This is a genomic window from Haloechinothrix halophila YIM 93223, from assembly GCF_000504245.1.
Taxonomy (GTDB): Bacteria; Actinomycetota; Actinomycetes; order Mycobacteriales; family Pseudonocardiaceae; genus Haloechinothrix_A; species Haloechinothrix_A halophila.
In genome coordinates, this window is record NZ_KI632509.1 from 108429 (window position 1) to 123587 (window position 15159).

13 protein-coding genes are annotated in these 15159 nt (G+C 69.7%); 2 read left to right on the top strand and 11 right to left on the bottom strand.

Features of this window, described 5'->3' with window-relative positions; all coding sequences use genetic code 11:
* Window positions 1-27: 27 nt before the first annotated feature.
* Genes tsaD through tsaB form a run of 3 tightly spaced genes read right to left on the bottom strand, consistent with a single transcriptional unit; the run spans window position 28 to window position 2287 of the window.
* A complete protein-coding gene (gene tsaD / locus AMYHA_RS00490) occupies window positions 28-1104 on the bottom strand; it encodes a tRNA (adenosine(37)-N6)-threonylcarbamoyltransferase complex transferase subunit TsaD (protein ID WP_034266812.1) in 1077 nt (358 codons plus the stop codon).
* Window positions 1104-1628 (bottom strand): ribosomal protein S18-alanine N-acetyltransferase, encoded by a 525-nt coding sequence (rimI, locus tag AMYHA_RS00495; RefSeq protein ID WP_051399392.1) that lies wholly within the window; start codon window positions 1626-1628, stop codon window positions 1104-1106. Before rimI ends, tsaD begins: the two co-directional genes overlap by 1 nt.
* The gene (gene tsaB, locus AMYHA_RS00500; RefSeq protein ID WP_034266813.1) at window positions 1625-2287 is read right to left on the bottom strand and encodes a tRNA (adenosine(37)-N6)-threonylcarbamoyltransferase complex dimerization subunit type 1 TsaB; all 663 of its coding nucleotides are present in this window, start codon (window positions 2285-2287) and stop codon (window positions 1625-1627) included. The genes rimI and tsaB overlap by 4 nt, the downstream gene beginning before the upstream one ends.
* A 63-nt stretch (window positions 2288-2350) precedes the next feature.
* Between tsaB and AMYHA_RS00505 the strand changes: the two genes are divergently transcribed.
* The gene (locus AMYHA_RS00505) at window positions 2351-3847 is read left to right on the top strand and encodes an acyl-CoA synthetase (protein WP_034266814.1); all 1497 of its coding nucleotides are present in this window, start codon (window positions 2351-2353) and stop codon (window positions 3845-3847) included.
* A 55-nt stretch (window positions 3848-3902) separates the two neighbouring features.
* Here the strand turns inward: AMYHA_RS00505 and tsaE are convergent, their stop codons facing one another.
* Genes tsaE through glmS form a run of 5 tightly spaced genes read right to left on the bottom strand, consistent with a single transcriptional unit; the run spans window position 3903 to window position 10067 of the window.
* Complete coding sequence (gene tsaE, locus AMYHA_RS00510; protein ID WP_034266816.1) at window positions 3903-4355, bottom strand: tRNA (adenosine(37)-N6)-threonylcarbamoyltransferase complex ATPase subunit type 1 TsaE; 453 nt, start codon at window positions 4353-4355, stop codon at window positions 3903-3905.
* A complete protein-coding gene (locus AMYHA_RS00515) occupies window positions 4352-5497 on the bottom strand; it encodes an alpha/beta fold hydrolase (RefSeq protein WP_084036651.1) in 1146 nt (381 codons plus the stop codon). The genes tsaE and AMYHA_RS00515 overlap by 4 nt, the downstream gene beginning before the upstream one ends.
* Entirely contained in the window at window positions 5494-6633 is a 1140-nt protein-coding gene (gene alr, locus AMYHA_RS00520; protein ID WP_034266817.1) for an alanine racemase, read from the bottom strand. Before alr ends, AMYHA_RS00515 begins: the two co-directional genes overlap by 4 nt.
* Before the next feature lie 48 nt (window positions 6634-6681).
* A complete protein-coding gene (locus AMYHA_RS00525; protein WP_034266819.1) occupies window positions 6682-8151 on the bottom strand; it encodes a bifunctional ADP-dependent NAD(P)H-hydrate dehydratase/NAD(P)H-hydrate epimerase in 1470 nt (489 codons plus the stop codon).
* A gap of 53 nt (window positions 8152-8204) precedes the next feature.
* Window positions 8205-10067, bottom strand: coding sequence for a glutamine--fructose-6-phosphate transaminase (isomerizing) (gene glmS, locus AMYHA_RS00530; RefSeq protein ID WP_034266821.1), 1863 nt, complete (start codon window positions 10065-10067; stop codon window positions 8205-8207).
* Window positions 10068-10187: 120 nt separating this feature from the next.
* On the opposite strand from glmS, the gene AMYHA_RS00535 reads away from it, so the two are divergent.
* Window positions 10188-11006 (top strand): dienelactone hydrolase family protein, encoded by an 819-nt coding sequence (locus tag AMYHA_RS00535; protein WP_034266823.1) that lies wholly within the window; start codon window positions 10188-10190, stop codon window positions 11004-11006.
* 35 nt (window positions 11007-11041) lie between these two features.
* On the opposite strand, the gene AMYHA_RS00540 is transcribed toward AMYHA_RS00535, so the two are convergent.
* From AMYHA_RS00540 to AMYHA_RS00550, 3 genes are read right to left on the bottom strand one after another with little or no spacing between them, the layout of a single operon-like run.
* On the bottom strand, window positions 11042-11497 hold the full coding sequence (locus AMYHA_RS00540) for a hypothetical protein (RefSeq protein ID WP_034266826.1): 456 nt from the start codon (window positions 11495-11497) through the stop codon (window positions 11042-11044).
* A gap of 14 nt (window positions 11498-11511) precedes the next feature.
* Complete coding sequence (locus AMYHA_RS25385; RefSeq protein ID WP_051399393.1) at window positions 11512-14484, bottom strand: WXG100 family type VII secretion target; 2973 nt, start codon at window positions 14482-14484, stop codon at window positions 11512-11514.
* Complete coding sequence (locus AMYHA_RS00550) at window positions 14484-14813, bottom strand: hypothetical protein (protein WP_034266828.1); 330 nt, start codon at window positions 14811-14813, stop codon at window positions 14484-14486. The genes AMYHA_RS25385 and AMYHA_RS00550 overlap by 1 nt, the downstream gene beginning before the upstream one ends.
* Between the last annotated feature and the right edge of the window lie 346 nt (window positions 14814-15159).

The following is a 15159-nucleotide window of genomic DNA, read 5'->3' on the forward strand; positions in this document are numbered from 1 at the left end:
CCTTCGCTGCGGTGAGCGCGGTGGCTCCTAGCGCACCGTCACCGTGCTCACCGGCAGCGCCGGGGTCCCGGAGAAGTCCAGCGGGGACGCCGGTAGGTCGGCCGCGACGACGTGCGCGCCGAGTGCGGCGATCATCGCGCCGTTGTCCGTGCACAGCCGGGGACGGGGCACCCGCAGCTCGATCCCGGCCGCCTCACAGCGTTCCCGCGCCAGCGCGGACAGCCGGGAGTTCGCGGCGACGCCGCCGGAGATCACCATCGTCCCGATGCCGTACTCCCGTGCGGCCGCGACGGCCTTCATGGTGAGCACGTCGGCCACCGCCTCCTGGAACGACGCGCAGACGTCGGGAACCGGTATCGACTCGCCGTTCCGCTCGGCCGCTTCGATCCAGCGGGCCACCGCGGTCTTGAGCCCGGAGAACGAGAAGTCGAACGGCGCGTCGCGAGGACCCGTCATGCCGCGGGGGAACGCGATCGCCTCCGGGTCGCCCTCGCGTGCGGCCTTGTCGATCGGCGGCCCGCCGGGGTACGGCAGCCCCACGATGCGCGCGACCTTGTCGTACGCCTCCCCCGCCGCGTCATCCACTGTGGACCCGAGTTCGGTGATCTTGCTGGCGACGTCGTCCACCCGCAGCAGCTGGGTGTGCCCGCCGGAGACCAGCAGCGCGAGGCACGGCCTCGGCAGCGGCCCGTGCTCAAGCGTGTCCACCGCGACGTGGCCAGCCAGGTGGTTCACCCCATACAGCGGGACGTCGAGCGCGGCGGCGTAGGCCTTCGCGGCTGCGACACCGACCAACAGCGCACCGGCCAGACCAGGCCCAGCCGTCACCGCGATGGCGTCCACATCAGACAACGTGAGGCCCGCGGTGGCCAGTGCCCTGCGCGCCGTGGGCGCCATCGCCTCGAGATGCGCGCGGCTGGCCACCTCGGGCACCACACCGCCGTAGCGGGCGTGCAGCTCGACGCTGGACGCGACCTCGTCGGCCAGCAGCTCAACGCGTGGCCCCGTCGCGGTGGCGTCGGCGGCGTCGTTTTCGGAGAGCCGCACCAGCCCGACGCCGGTCTCGTCACACGACGTCTCGATTCCCATGATGACTCTGGACATCACACCTCGTCCTGTGACTCGTCCGACGCGGACACTGACTCCGACACCGGAGGCCTGCGCATGGTGTAGGCGTCTGCGCCGGAAGGCTGGTAGTAGCCCTTGCGCACGCCCACCCGCGTGAAGCCGTACTTCTCGTACAGCGCGATCGCGGCGTCGTTGTCGGTCCTGACTTCAAGAAACACCGGCGCGTCCACGTCGTCAGCCTTCGTGAGCAGCGCGGCGAGCAGGGCGTCGCCGATGCCGTAGCCCTGCCACTGCGGGACGACGCCGATGGTGTGCACCTCGGTCTCGTAGCTGCCCCGGTTGCCGAGTATCGCCAGCCCGCCATAACCGAGCAGCACGCCGTCGCCGTCGTACGCGCCGAGGTAGTACGCGCCGGAGTTCAGCTCCGCCCGAAACGCCGCCGCGCTCCACGGGTCGTCGCCGGGGAACAGCAGGTGCTCGATCTCCACGCAGCGCGGGATGTCCGACCGCCGCAGCGGCGCCAGCGTCGCGGGACCGGGCGCACGTTCACTCGCGGTCATCGCGATACCTCCGTGACGCGTTTGCGCTCGCCGGGCTCGGCCGCGTCAGGGCGGCGCAGGTACAGCGGAGTGAGCGGCTCCGGTTCCCCGCGCGCCATGACGGAGCTGGCGGCCGCGCGCGCAAGGCCGTTGGTGGTCGGGTAGCTCGGCTCATTGGCCGTGTCGGTGAGCATCGCACCCGCCTGGCCGACGACCCGCGCGCCACCGATGTCGATGTCCGCTGGCGGGCTCACCGCAGGCCCCGCCTCGCGAGTGCCGTCCGCGGCGTAGCGCGCCCAGTAGACCTCCCGCCTGCGCGCGTCGGTCGCGACCAACAGCGGCGTCCCGGTACCTGCCTCGGCGGCGATGGCGTCCAGGCTGCACACGGGATACGCGGGGATGTCGAGCGCGTGCGCCAGCGAGGCCGCGGTGACCATCCCGGCACGCAACCCGGTGAACGGCCCTGGACCGATGCCGCACACCACGGCATCCAGGTCGCTCAGCGCGACCCCCGCGGTGCTGGCGGCATCCTTCAGATGCGGCGTCAGCAGCTCGCCGTGGGCACGAGGGTTGATGGTGACGCGCTCGGCGAGCACGTCCACCGCGCCCGACGTCTCATCGAGCGCGACAAGGCCCGCCGTGACTGCGGGCGTCGAGGTGTCCAGCGCGAGGAGTAACACAACTCCTAAGCCTACGACCACCGGCGATGGCACCGCGCACCCGCCAGTGGCAGAGTCGATCGCATGTTGTTCCCCGCGCTCGATCAGGCGAAAGACACCGCCGCCGATGCCGAGGCGATCCGCTTCGGCGAGCAGCGACTCACCTACCGCGACGTGACTTCCGCCACATCGGCGCTGGCCGCCGACCTGCCGCCTCGCCAGACTCGGGTGGCGATCTGGGCCGTCAAGGGCGTCGAGACGGTGCTGGCCAGCGTGGCCGCGCTGCGGGCGGGCGTGCCAGCGGTGCCGGTCAACCCCGCCGTCGGCGAGCGGGAGCTGACCCACATCCTCACCGACAGCGCACCGGAGGCGATCCTCTGCGCGCCGGACGTCGAACTGCCCGCCGAATGCGCGGGCCTGCGCCGCATCGACGTCACGACAGACCACGCCCCCGCGCCGGCGCCAGCGGCGCGCCTGGCGGACGACGACCCGGGGCTGGTGGTCTACACGTCGGGGACGACGGGCCCGCCGAAGGGCGTCGTGCTGAGCAGGGGCGCGATCGCGGCGACACTGGACGCCCTCGCCGACGCCTGGCAGTGGACGGCGGACGACGTCGTGGTGCACGCGCTGCCGCTGTTCCACGTGCACGGCCTGATCCTCGGCATGCTCGGTCCGCTGCGCAGAGGCGGCACGGCGCACCACATCGGCCGGTTCGACCCGCACTCCCTCGGCGAGGCCATCACCGCGCACCCAGGACGCCAGGTGGTCACGTTCGGCGTGCCCACGATGTATCACCGGCTGGCGCAGGCGATGGCGTCCGACGCCGACCTCGCCGCGACGATCAGCACCGCGCGGCTGCTGATCTCCGGCTCGGCACCGCTGCCGGTGCGCGACCACGAGCACATCACGGCGGCGTGCGGGCAGCAGGTGATCGAGCGGTACGGCATGACGGAAACGCTGATGAACACCAGCGTGCGAGTGGACGGCCCCCGGCGGCCCGGCACGGTCGGCGTCGCACTACCCGGCATGCGGCTGCGCATCGTCGACGAGGATGGCGTGCCGATCGAGACCCGCGACGACGAGACCATCGGCGAGATCCAGGTACGTGGCGCGAGCCTGTTCAGCGGCTATCTGAACCGGCCGGACGCCACGGCGGAATCCTTCGACGGCGACTGGTTCCGCACCGGCGACATGGCGACCATGGACGCCGACGGCTTCGTGCGCATCGTCGGCCGTAAGGCGACCGACCTGATCAAATGTGGTGGCTACAAGATCGGCGCGGGCGAGATCGAGAACGCGCTGCTGGAACACCCACACGTCGCGGAGGTCGCGGTCACCAGCGAGCCGGACGCAGACCTTGGCGAGCGCATCGTGGCCTGGGTGGTCGCCAACGGCGAGCCGGACGCGATGGCGGGAACCGGAGGCGCCGAGGGGCAGCCGAGCGCCACGGAACTGACCGAGCACGTCGGCAGGCTGCTCGCCTCGCACAAGCGCCCGCACGAGGTGCGGTTCGTCGACAGCCTGCCCCGCAACGAGCTGGGCAAGGTCACCAAGCGGTCGCTACACGCACCGGGGGCGTGACGCGGAGCGCGCCACACCCCAGCTGTCCCGGCGCCTGCGCCCGCACGATGCGCGCTCACCCCGGCAGCGCGCGTTCCGTCCACGCCCCGTGCGGCTCGAGCTCCGCGATGCGGGTGTCGTCCACCTCGCGTTCCAGCCGCACCAGCAGGTGATCCTCGGACAACCGCTCCGCGACGCCCTCGCCCCACTCCACGACGACGGCGGCATCGGCGAGGTCGGTGTCAAGGTCGAGATCGTCGAGCTGCGCCAGGTCACCACCGAGGCGGTAGGCGTCGACGTGCACCAGTGCCACACCCCGTTCGCCAGCCGGGTGCACCCGCGCGATGACGAACGTCGGCGAGCTGACCCGCCCGGACACGCAGAGGCCCTCGGCGATGCCCTTGGTCAGCACGGTCTTGCCCGCGCCGAGTGGCCCGGACAGCAGCACCAGATCGCCCGCCCGCAGCAGCTCGCCCAGCGTGCGGCCGAACCGCACGGTGTCCTCGTGCGTCGTCAGCTCAACCTTCACCGAAACCACCTCCGCAGCAAACCGCGCAATGCTTCATCACGCAGCCCGATCTTGCCGCTGACCTTGCCACCGGACTTGCTTTCGGTGTCGCACGCGAGCTGCAGCAGGTCGATCAGGTAACTCGTCACGATCTCCGGGTGTTCCAACTGCGGCACATGCCCCGCACCCGTGACCCGCACCAGTTGCGCGTCCGGCAGCTCGTCCGCGATGCGTTCGCAGTGCGAGAACGGCAGGATCAGATCGGCGTCTCCGCCGATGACCTGCACATGGGCGTGCTTGAGCCCGGCGAGCACCTCGTAGCGGTCGTGGCTGTCGACGGTGCCGACGAACTTCACCAGCTCCCGCACGGGCGTGACGTCGAGCATTTCCAGCAGGAACTGCACCACGGTCTCGCTGGGCTCCCCACCGAACGCGAGCCTGCGCACCGCCCGCTTGGTGAGCTGCCCGCTCGCGGCGCGGACGAACTCGATGATCTCCGGCTGCCACTCCGCGATGCCACCGATCCTACCGACACCCCAGCCGACAGGACTGTACTTCGACAGCACCCGTTTCGGCAGGCCACGCGCGCCGACCTCACCAGCGGCCGTGGCGATCAGCGACACACCGCACACCCGGTCGGCGAACAGCTCGGGCTCCTCCTCAGCCAGCGCCATGATCGTCATGCCACCGACCGAATGACCCATCAACACGATCGGTCCCTCCGGCGCGACCGCGCGAATCACCGAGTGCAGGTCGTGCGCCAACTGCTCCAGCGTCGCCGTCTCGGCGGTGACCGGGCCGGACTGGCCGTGCCCGCGATGGTCGTAGTACACCTGCCGCACCCTGGGCAGCGTCAGCGCGGCGAGGTCACGCCGCTGGAAATGCCAGCTCTTGGTGGACAACGCGACACCGTGCACGCCGACCAGCGTGACGTCGGCCGCGCCGCCGTCGGCCGGATCGACCTCCTCGACATAGAGCGGCACGCCGTCGTCGGCCGCCACGGTCGACACCCTGTCGGGTGGGAGCTGACCGAGCGGCTCGTTCTCGTACTGGTCACGGTGCCTGCGCTGCCGCGTCGCCATGGTCAGCGCGGTCGCGGCAGCCCCGGTCGCCGCGGCGCCGACCCCGCCGACCACTCCCATGAACCTGCGAGACGGCGTCATGGCGTCACCTCCGCCACATAGCGGCGGACGACGCGGGGCCGGTACATGCCGGTGACGATCTCGTAGTCGATGGTTCCGATGATGTCGGCCCACTCACGCGCGGTCGGCTCGCCGCCGCGGCCCGTGCCGAACAGCACCACCTCGGCGCCGACTTCGGGCTCGTGGTCACCGCAGTCCACGACGAGCTGGTCCATGCACACCCTGCCGACGATCGGCCTGCGTTGCCCGTCCAGCCAGACATCCATCCGGCCGGACAGCGTGCGCGGCACCCCATCGGCGTAACCGACCGGCACCAGCGCCAGCGTGGTCTCTCGCTCGGCGGTCCAGATCTGACCGTAGGACACCGACTCCCCCGCCTTGGCCCGTTTGACCAGGGCGACGGCCGAGCGGAACGTCATCGCTGGCACCAAGTCGTCGTCGGTCGGCACCGGGTTGCAGCCGTAGATCGCGATGCCGGTGCGCACCAGGTCGAAGTGGAACTCGGGCCTGGTCAGTGTGGCCGCCGAGTTCGCGAGGTGCCGTAGCGGGTTGAGCCCTGCCTCGCGAGCGATCTGATAAGCCTCGTCGAACCGCTTGGCCTGCGCGTTGATGGACGGATGACCCAGTTCGTCGGCGCAGGCGAAGTGCGACCAGATCGCCACGACGTCGATCGTGCCGGCGCTGTCGGCCTCGGCCGCATCGGCACACAGGCCGGGCCACTCGTAGTCAGGACAGCCGTTGCGGCACAGCCCGGTGTCGATCTTGAGGTGCACCCGCGCTGCGCGGCCGATGGCGCGGGCGGCCGCGACGATGCGCCCCAGCTCACGCCGGGAGCTCGCGGTGATGTCGATGTCCGCCTCGATGCCGGGCGCGAAGTCGACGTCGTCGGTGTCGAGCCAGGTCAGGATGCGCGCGGTGATCCCAGCGCGCCGCAGCGCGAGCGCCTCATCGAGCGAGCAGCCACCGAGCCAGGTCGCCCCGCCCGCCAGCGCGGCCTTCGCGACGGGCAACGCGCCGTGGCCATAGCCGTCGCCCTTGACGACGGCCATCGTCGCCGCACCGGACTCGGCGGCCTTTCCGCTGAGCAGTGCGACGTTATGCCGGATCGCGCCGAGGTCGATGACGGCCTCGGCACGGGGAGCACGCGCCTCGTTCACGGTTGCATGGTCGCATGACCCGGAGGGCCACCGTCGCCGTGTCGTTGGTTACGTCTTCGGCTCGAGCGCACGGATCGCGGCCGGAATAGCCTCGGCGATCAGGCTCGCGGGCGTCGGCGCGCCGGACGCGGCGATGGCGGCGGCGCTGTCGTGCAGCCAGGCGGCGCAACCCGCTGCGAACAACGGCTCAACGCCCGCCGCGAGCAACGCGCCGATGATGCCGGACAACACGTCGCCGGAACCGGCCGTTGCTGGCCACGCGCGCCCGGTGTAGTGCACGAGCACGCGGCCGTCCTGGTCGGCGATGACCGTGCTGTGGCCCTTGAGCAGCACGACGGCGTCGCAACGTTTCGCGGCGGCGACGACCGCGGCCACGTGGTCGTCGCCGATGTCGCCAGCCAGCCGGGCGAACTCGCGCTCGTGCGGGGTCAGCACCAGCGGCGTGCCCGGCTCGCGGGCGTCCCACAGGTCCGGGTGGGCGGCGAGGAGGTTCACCGCGTCGGCGTCCGCGATCACCGGAACATCGGCGGCCAGCACCTCGCGCACCGTCTCCCGCGCGCCGCTCGCGGTACCGAGCCCCGGCCCGGTCACCCACGCCTGCACCCGTCCCGCGTCGGACAGCGAGCCGGTCGCGATGACCTCGGGCCAGCGGGCGCGCACCACGTCGGCGGCGCTCCCCGCGTAGCGAACCATGCCGGACTTGGTCAGCACTGCCCCACTGGTGGTCAGCACAGCCGCGCCGGGATAGGTACTGCCACCCGCGGCGACACCCACGACGCCCTGCGTGTACTTGTCGTCGGCCGGTTTCGGCAGCGGCAGTCGCGCGGCGACGTCGCCGGGGTCAAGCACGCGGAAGTCCGGCTCGCCCAACTCGGGGCGCAGGCCGATGTCGATCAGGTGCACCTCGCCGCAACGGCTGGCGGCAGGGGCGAGCACGTGCAGCGGCTTGTACGCGCCGAACGTGACGGTGGCGGCCGCGGCGACTGCTGGTCCGGTGACCGCACCGGTGTCTGGGTCCACGCCGCTGGGCAGGTCGACGGCGATGATGGGCGCGGTCACCCGCTCGACCAGCGCTGCGGCGTCCGGGCGCAGCCCACCGCGTGCGGCGAGCCCGACGATGCCGTCGATGACCAGGTCGGCGGTGGCAAGCGCATTGGAGTCGCCGTCCGAGCGCTCGCTGCTGACGTCCGCCGCCGTCACCACCCTGCCGCCAGCGCGGCGCAGCGCGGCGAGCCCTTCGGTATGCGTCTTATCCGGAGCGAGCAGGACGGCGGTCACGCCGACCCCGCGCCTGCGCAGGAATGCCCCGGCCCACAGCGCGTCGCCGCCGTTATTGCCAGCGCCGACCAGCAACGCCACACGGCAACCAGCCACCCGGCCAGAACGTTCCCGCAACATCCGCGCGGCGTGCACCGACACGGCGAACGCCGCGCGCCGCATCAGCGCACCGGGCTGTGTTCGCGCCAGCACGACGTCCTCGGCCGCCCTGATCCGGCCGGTCGTCCACACCTCACGCATCACGGCTCCTCACGCTCGGGCGCGCCCGTCGTCATGCACGCTACCGGCGCGGGCTACTCCACCGTGACGGACTTCGCCAGGTTGCGCGGCTTGTCGATGTCGTAACCGCGGCTGCGGGCGATCTCGGCGGCCAGCACCTGCAACGGCACCGTCGCCACCAGCGGTTGCAGCAGCGTCGACGTCGCGGGAATCTCGATCAGCGAGTCGGCGTACGGCCGGACCGCGTCGTCACCCTCCTCGGCGATGACGATGGTGCGGGCGCCGCGCGCCTGGATCTCGCTGATGTTCGATACCAGCTTCGAGTGCAACACCGCCCTGCCCTTTGGCGACGGCATCACGACCACGACCGGCAGATCCTGCTCGATCAGCGCGATCGGACCGTGCTTCAGCTCGCCAGCCGCGAAGCCCTCGGCGTGCATGTAGGCGAGTTCCTTGAGCTTGAGCGCGCCCTCCAGCGCCACCGGGTACCCGACGTGGCGGCCGAGAAACAGCACCGCCTTGGAGTCGGCGATCTCACGACCGAGCGCACGCACCTGCTCGGTGGTGGCCAGCGTCTTCCGCACCGCGGCAGGGGTGTTGGCGAGATCGGCGAACTCGCGTGCCACCTCGTCCGGGTACTTGGTGCCGCGCGCCTGCGCAAGGGCCAGCCCGACCAGGTAGTTCGCCGCGATCTGCGCCAGGAACGCCTTGGTGGACGCGACGCCGATCTCCGGCCCGGCGTGGGTGTAGAGCACCGCGTCGGACTCGCGTGGGATCTGCGCGCCGTTGGTGTTGCACACGGCGAGCACCCGCGCCTTCTGCTCGCGCGCGTGCCGCACGGCTTCCAGGGTGTCCATCGTCTCGCCAGACTGCGAGACGGCGACGACAAGCGTGTCCCGGTCAAGCACCGGGTCGCGATAGCGGAACTCACTTGCCAGTTCCACCTCGACCGGCAGCCGGCACCAGTGCTCGATGGCGTACTTCGCGACCAGCCCTGAGTGGTACGCCGAGCCGCAGGCCACCACGAACACCTTGTCGATGTCGCGCAGGTCCTGATCGGCGAGCCGCTGCTCATCGAGGGTGATGCGGCCATTGTGGAAGTGCCCGCGCAGCGTGTTCGCCAGCGCGTCCGGCTGCTCCTCGATCTCCTTGAGCATGAAGTACTCGTGGCCGCCCTTCTCTGCGGCCGACAGGTCCCAGTCCACCGTGAACGGCTTGCCCTGCGCTGGCTCACCAGCGAAGTCGGTGACCTGGTAACCCTCGCGGGTGATCACGACGACCTGGTCCTGGCCCAGCTCGACGGCCTCGCGAGTGTGCTCGATGAACGCCGCGACGTCAGAGGCCACGAAGTGCTCGCCCTCTCCGACGCCGACGACCAGCGGCGACGACCGGCGCGCCGCGATGATCTTGTCCGGCACCTCGGCGTGCGTGACGACCAGCGTGAACGCGCCCTCCAGCCGCCGGCAGACCGCCCGCACGCTCGCCTCGAAGTCGCCAGCGAACTCACCATCTGCGTACGCCCGCGCGATCAGGTGCGCCGCGGTCTCGGTATCGGTGTCGCTGGCCAGCTCGACGCCGTCCGCTTCAAGCTCGGCGCGCAGCTCGGCGAAGTTCTCGATGATGCCGTTGTGCACGACGGCGACGGCGTGGGACGCGTCCCGGTGCGGGTGGGAGTTGCGATCGACCGGCGGGCCGTGGGTGGCCCAGCGGGTGTGGCCCATGCCAGCGGTGCCCGCGAACGCCTGTCTGTCGTCGGCGTCGAGCTGGGTCTCCAGGTTGGCCAGCCGCCCCGCCTTGCGCTGCACCCGCAGCGCACCAGCGCCGTCGAGCACCGCGACGCCCGCCGAGTCGTAGCCGCGGTACTCCAGGCGTCGCAATCCGCCGAGTACCACGTCGAGCGCCTGCCGATGTCCGACGTAACCCACGATTCCGCACACGTAGTCAGAGACTACTGGCGCGCGTGACATGTCAGCGGGTGGGTGGCGGGATAGGCACAGCGTGGGTGGCCAGATGGCACGTCCCCTTACATCCAGCCTGATTGGTATACGGTCTTGACCATGGCACGCAAGCCCAAGGCCCTGCTTGAGGAGCTGACCTACCCGGGACCGCACGACGTTCTCCGGGGCGACCTGGCGCTGGTCGGGACGCCGGGGATGGTGTTCGCCCCGCGTGAAGGGCTGAACCTGCCCGCCGTCGCCTTCGGTCACGGCTGGCTGCAGCCGGTGCACCGCTACCGGGGGCTGCTGCGCCACCTTGCTTCCTGGGGCATCGTCACGGCCGCGCCAGCGACGCAGCTCGGCCCGTTCCCGTCGCATCGGATCTTCGCGGCGAACCTGCGCGACACGCTGGACGCCGTGACGAAGGTCCGGCTCGGGCGGAACGGCATCAGCGTCGACCCGGTGCGGCTTGGTCTCGCGGGCCACTCAACCGGGGCTGGGTCCGCCGTGCTGGCCGCTGCCGCCGATGGCGCGCCCGAGGTCAGGGCCGTCGCCACCGTCGCACCAGCGCAGACCGTTCCATCCGCGTCCGAGGCTGCCAAAGGCCTCCGCATGCCATCGCTTCACCTGGCGGCGGAGAACGACCTCGTCGCGCCGCCGACCGGGCACGCGAAGGCCATCGCCCATGCCTGGGGCGGGCCGGTGCAGCTGCGCACGATCGAGAAGTCGACTCACCTCTCGGTGACCGAGGGCTTCCACTGGACGCAGCTGTTGGTGCAGGGCAAGCCGCACTACGGCACGCAGCGTCTGGTGTACGCGCTGCTGACGGCGTTCTTCCTGACACACCTCGGTGGAAAGAAGGAGTACCAGCCGCTGCTCGACAACGACGTCAAGCGCGCCCCGATCGACTTCGAACGCGAGGGCGCGAGCGCACGGTAGGCGCGCCGTACGACGTCGTCCCGGCGACCCGCCGCTTATCCCCGCAACCAGCCGTTGGCGGCGAAGTCCTCCTCGTCGTCGTCCAGGAAGCCCTCCTGCCTGCCGGGGCCGTCGAACCCGGCGGTCGGCATCGGGCGCGACACCGGGGTGGCCGGTGGGGCTGGCGCGAACGACGACGGGGAGAACTGCGGCACGGTGTTGCCGCCGCTCGGTGCCGCTGCTTCCTCCCCGGGCCACCCCTCAAACCCGAAATCACGCCCCTCCGGCACGGGATCCTTGGTCGCCTCGGCCTTCTCAGCCGCCAGCTTGTCCTTGTAGCGCTGGTCGAGCCGGGCGGCTACCTTCCCGGCGTAGGCCATCCGGTTCTTGAAGTCCTCGCGCGCGCCGTCGAGCGTTTCCTGCGCCTTCGCGCCAGCCAGCCGGTTCCGGTCCGTGAACTCGCGCTCCGCGTTGGCCAGGTTGTTTTTGAACGCCTCGAATCGATCACTCATCGTTGTCCCTCACGTCAGAGCGCTGGCTCGTCGTCATCGAGCGAGCCGGAGATGCGGGCGATGCCGAATGAGCCTTCGGCAACGTCCGGCTCGAACAGGCCCGTCTCATGGAGCGGGTAGGCGGCCGAGCGCTGCTGGTCCTCGCCACCGCCGCCAGCGCCCGCACCGGCACCGCCCATGCCGCCCATCATCGGAGCGCCCCCACCTGCCCCGCTCACGCCCGCGCCACCGGACTGCCCCGTCGGAGCAGACGTCGGTTCGCCGGGAACCGAGCCGACCCCAGCGCTGCCGTCCGTCGGCACGGCTCCGCTACGAAGGCCCTCGTCACGTGGGCTTTCACCTCCGGGGCTTTCCCCGTGGTGGCCGCCGCCCTGCGCGCCCTCGCCGTGGGGGCCACCGCCATCCGCGAAGCCCGCAGGTCCTCCGCCGGGACCGGCGGGTCCGCCAGGTCCGGGCTCCGGCGGGCTTCCGAAGGCCCCTGGAGCACCTCCGCCGGGGTCCCCAAACGCGCGCCCGACGCCTCCGGCGGATTCTCCGAACGCCCCCGCAGATCCGGCGCCGGGTCCGGCAGCACCTCCCGCGTTGGGGCCACCGCCCAGCTCAGCGCCGAGGGAACCGCCGACGCCTCGGGGCGGCTCCCCGCCCGCCGAACCGGATATGCCCGCACCGACGCCGTCGAGACTGCCCCTCGCGCCAATCGGTTCAGACGGTTCGGTGAACGCGTCCGCCACCCCAGCGGCCCCGCTGTCCTCGGCGGACACCGCAGCGGGCTGAACCACGCCGCTCTCCTGCGGGGCCGTGTCAAAGCCACCGCGCTGTGGCCCGGTGTCGATGCCCCCGCGTTGCGGCTCGGGCTCAAACCTGCCGTTTTCCGGCCGGTCGCCACTCACGGCATCGCCGCTCACCTGCGACGGGGTGTCACCGCCGACGTGCGGCGGGATTCCGGACTCGGCGCGCGGCGCGGCCTCGCTACCCGTCTGTGGTGGAGCGCTGGGCTCGGCCTGCGGCGGGGCGCCCGGCTCTGCTTGCGGTGGGGCGCCGAACTCGCCAATAGTCCGGCCGTTGTACTCCCGCACGGCATCCTCGTCGCCCATGACGTAGGTCTCGGGCTCGCCGCTCCCCACATCAACGGTGACGACGGTCGCTCCGTCGGGGCCGAGCGGCTGCTCCGCAACGATCGACAGCTCGCCGTCATGGATCTGGATCGTGCCGTCTTCGCTTGGGGTGTGAACGTCCACAGCACCGGGCGCCCCGGGACCCGCCATCGCAGCCGCACCACCGGGCACACCGTTCGCTCCTCCAGTGGGCCCGAAACCGGAGGCCGCCTGCTCACCGCCGGACGTTCCGCCCGATCCGAAGTCGAGTTTGTACTCGGCCGCCTTGCCGCTGCCGTCGTCGATGCGAACCGACATCTCGCCGTCGCGGTTGGGCTCGGTGATAGCGATTTCGCTCTCGCCCTGGCGAACCGTGACGGTATCGACGTCGGGAGCCGCGTCCTTGACGACGTCCCCGGTCTCCGGATCAATGGGATACGGACTGCCGGTCTTCGGGTCAACGTCCAGCGGATTACCGGTGACGGGACTGACCGAGTCCTGTCCCATGTCCGGTTTCGGCATGCTCGGCATCGTCGGGGAGGTCATGCCACCGCTGCCGGGACCACCGCCAGGCGTTCCGCCAAGCGCACCGGAGGGGCCGCCGCCGAGTCCGGCAGCGCCACCACCGCCAACGCTAGGACCGCCACCGACACTGCCGCTCGGGCCACCCACAGCGGCAGGTGCGGCGGGTGGTGCCGGGCTGCCCGCCGCCATAGCGGCGTAAGGGTCCTCCGGCAGGCCGTTCAGGAATTGCGTCAGGTTCCCCCACGCCTCATCCGTGGCGTTCTTCTCGTTGTCACACATGACATGGAAATCACTGACGAACTTGGCGAATGACCTAATGAAATCCTGTAGCCACTCCCGCGCCATTCTCTCCGCGGCGTCTTTGGTCTCGTCCTCGAGGTCACCCTTGTCGTCGTCAATAGTCGCTTGCTCCTCTGGCGGCAGGTGACGGACGAAATATTTGATCTCGGCATCCGTCGCATCGCGACCGCTGTTAGCGATTTTGACGGCCATATCGATCTCATACGGCTGGAGACCACACCAGTTCGGAATGGCGTACTTGAGTGACCACTCAGCCTTACGCTGACACGAGGCGGCGACAGTTGAACAGGCGCGAAGGATTGCTTCCGACGACTCCGCGAGACTTTCCTTGACTTCACTGTTCGACAGTTTTTCTATCTGTCGCCACCTGCCCTGCGCACTGTCGGCCGCAGCACCTTGCCAATGGCTAAACACCGTCGCCAAGCGATTAGACTGACTCGACAGCGACTCCACTAAATCTTCGCGGATCTTGCCGATCTTGTCGGCCTCTTCCGCGAAGACGTTGAAGGGGATGTTTCGCTGCTCGTCGTATCGCTGCAGCACGTCGCGTTCGTAGTTCACGGTGCCAGCGTCGGACCCCAAGACGCCAACCGCCCGGTTATATGCCGGACAGAAACGCTCCAACCCGCGAACAGCACCCTCGACACCCTTGTCGAGAATGTCATTGGAATTCGCTGCGCCCGGATCGGTTTCCGATCTATTCTTTCGGAAATCATCCAGCTGCTCTCCCGCTTCATTACGTTTCGTCTCGGTGTCCGATTCCTGCTTTTTCTGGGCCGCGACGACACCAGCGTCATGCTGCTTCTTGGCTTCCTCGTATTCACCGAAAATATCGTCTTCGTCACTGAATGCCTGATCGAGATCCCCGAAATCATAATTCTCACTGTACCAATCGTGAGTGTTATTCATATGGTCTTCGGAATCGAAGCCCAATTGGTACAGGTCCTCTTCGTCGAGGTCCTCGACGTAATCGAAGTAATCCTGCGCGACCTGACTCTTCACATCATCCGACAGGTGCGGACTATTAACGATCTCACGAAGATCGTCAAGGGTTGGGATGCGCGTCATCATTCACCCCCAAGCGAGCCGCGCTCGTGTTGCATGGACTGCTCGGTCTGCGATTCCACGGATTGATACGTCGAACTCGCGCCACCCATGCGCCCACCAAAGTCGCGCGAGACGTCCACATAGCTCTTGACCATGCCAACGAGGCGTTCAATACCCGCTGAGAACTGCTGGAAATGGTGCGTGTGCTCGGGGCCGAAGTCCTGCGCCGCGACAGCGATATCACCGGCCGCCTTCAACGGCGGCCCCATCCGGTCAGCGGCCTGCGTCTGGACGTGTTCACCGGCGCTCGTCAACTCGGCGGTGTCAACTCCGTATCCGCCAGACGTCATCGTGCCCCCTTAGAGACCGTGGCTTTGTCCGTCACCGATTCGACGTACCGGGTGGCTTATCGGTGCCGTGGCATACAGACCCTGAACTTACCGGTCGTCCCGCGCACGATGGGATGGTTCGCGCGGTTTGCTCCCGCACACGCGGTGCGAGCGAGTGAACACCCGGAGGTCACGCACGTGGGCCGCCCAATCCGACGACGTGGGCGTGGCACACGGCACTCGGCACGAGGAATACAACGTCCTGAGTGCCGAACACGACGTCCTGAGCGCATGACACAACGCGCTGAGTGCCTAATACGGCGTCCTGAGTGTCGGACACGCGTGCGAGAGTGCAGGACACGACGCA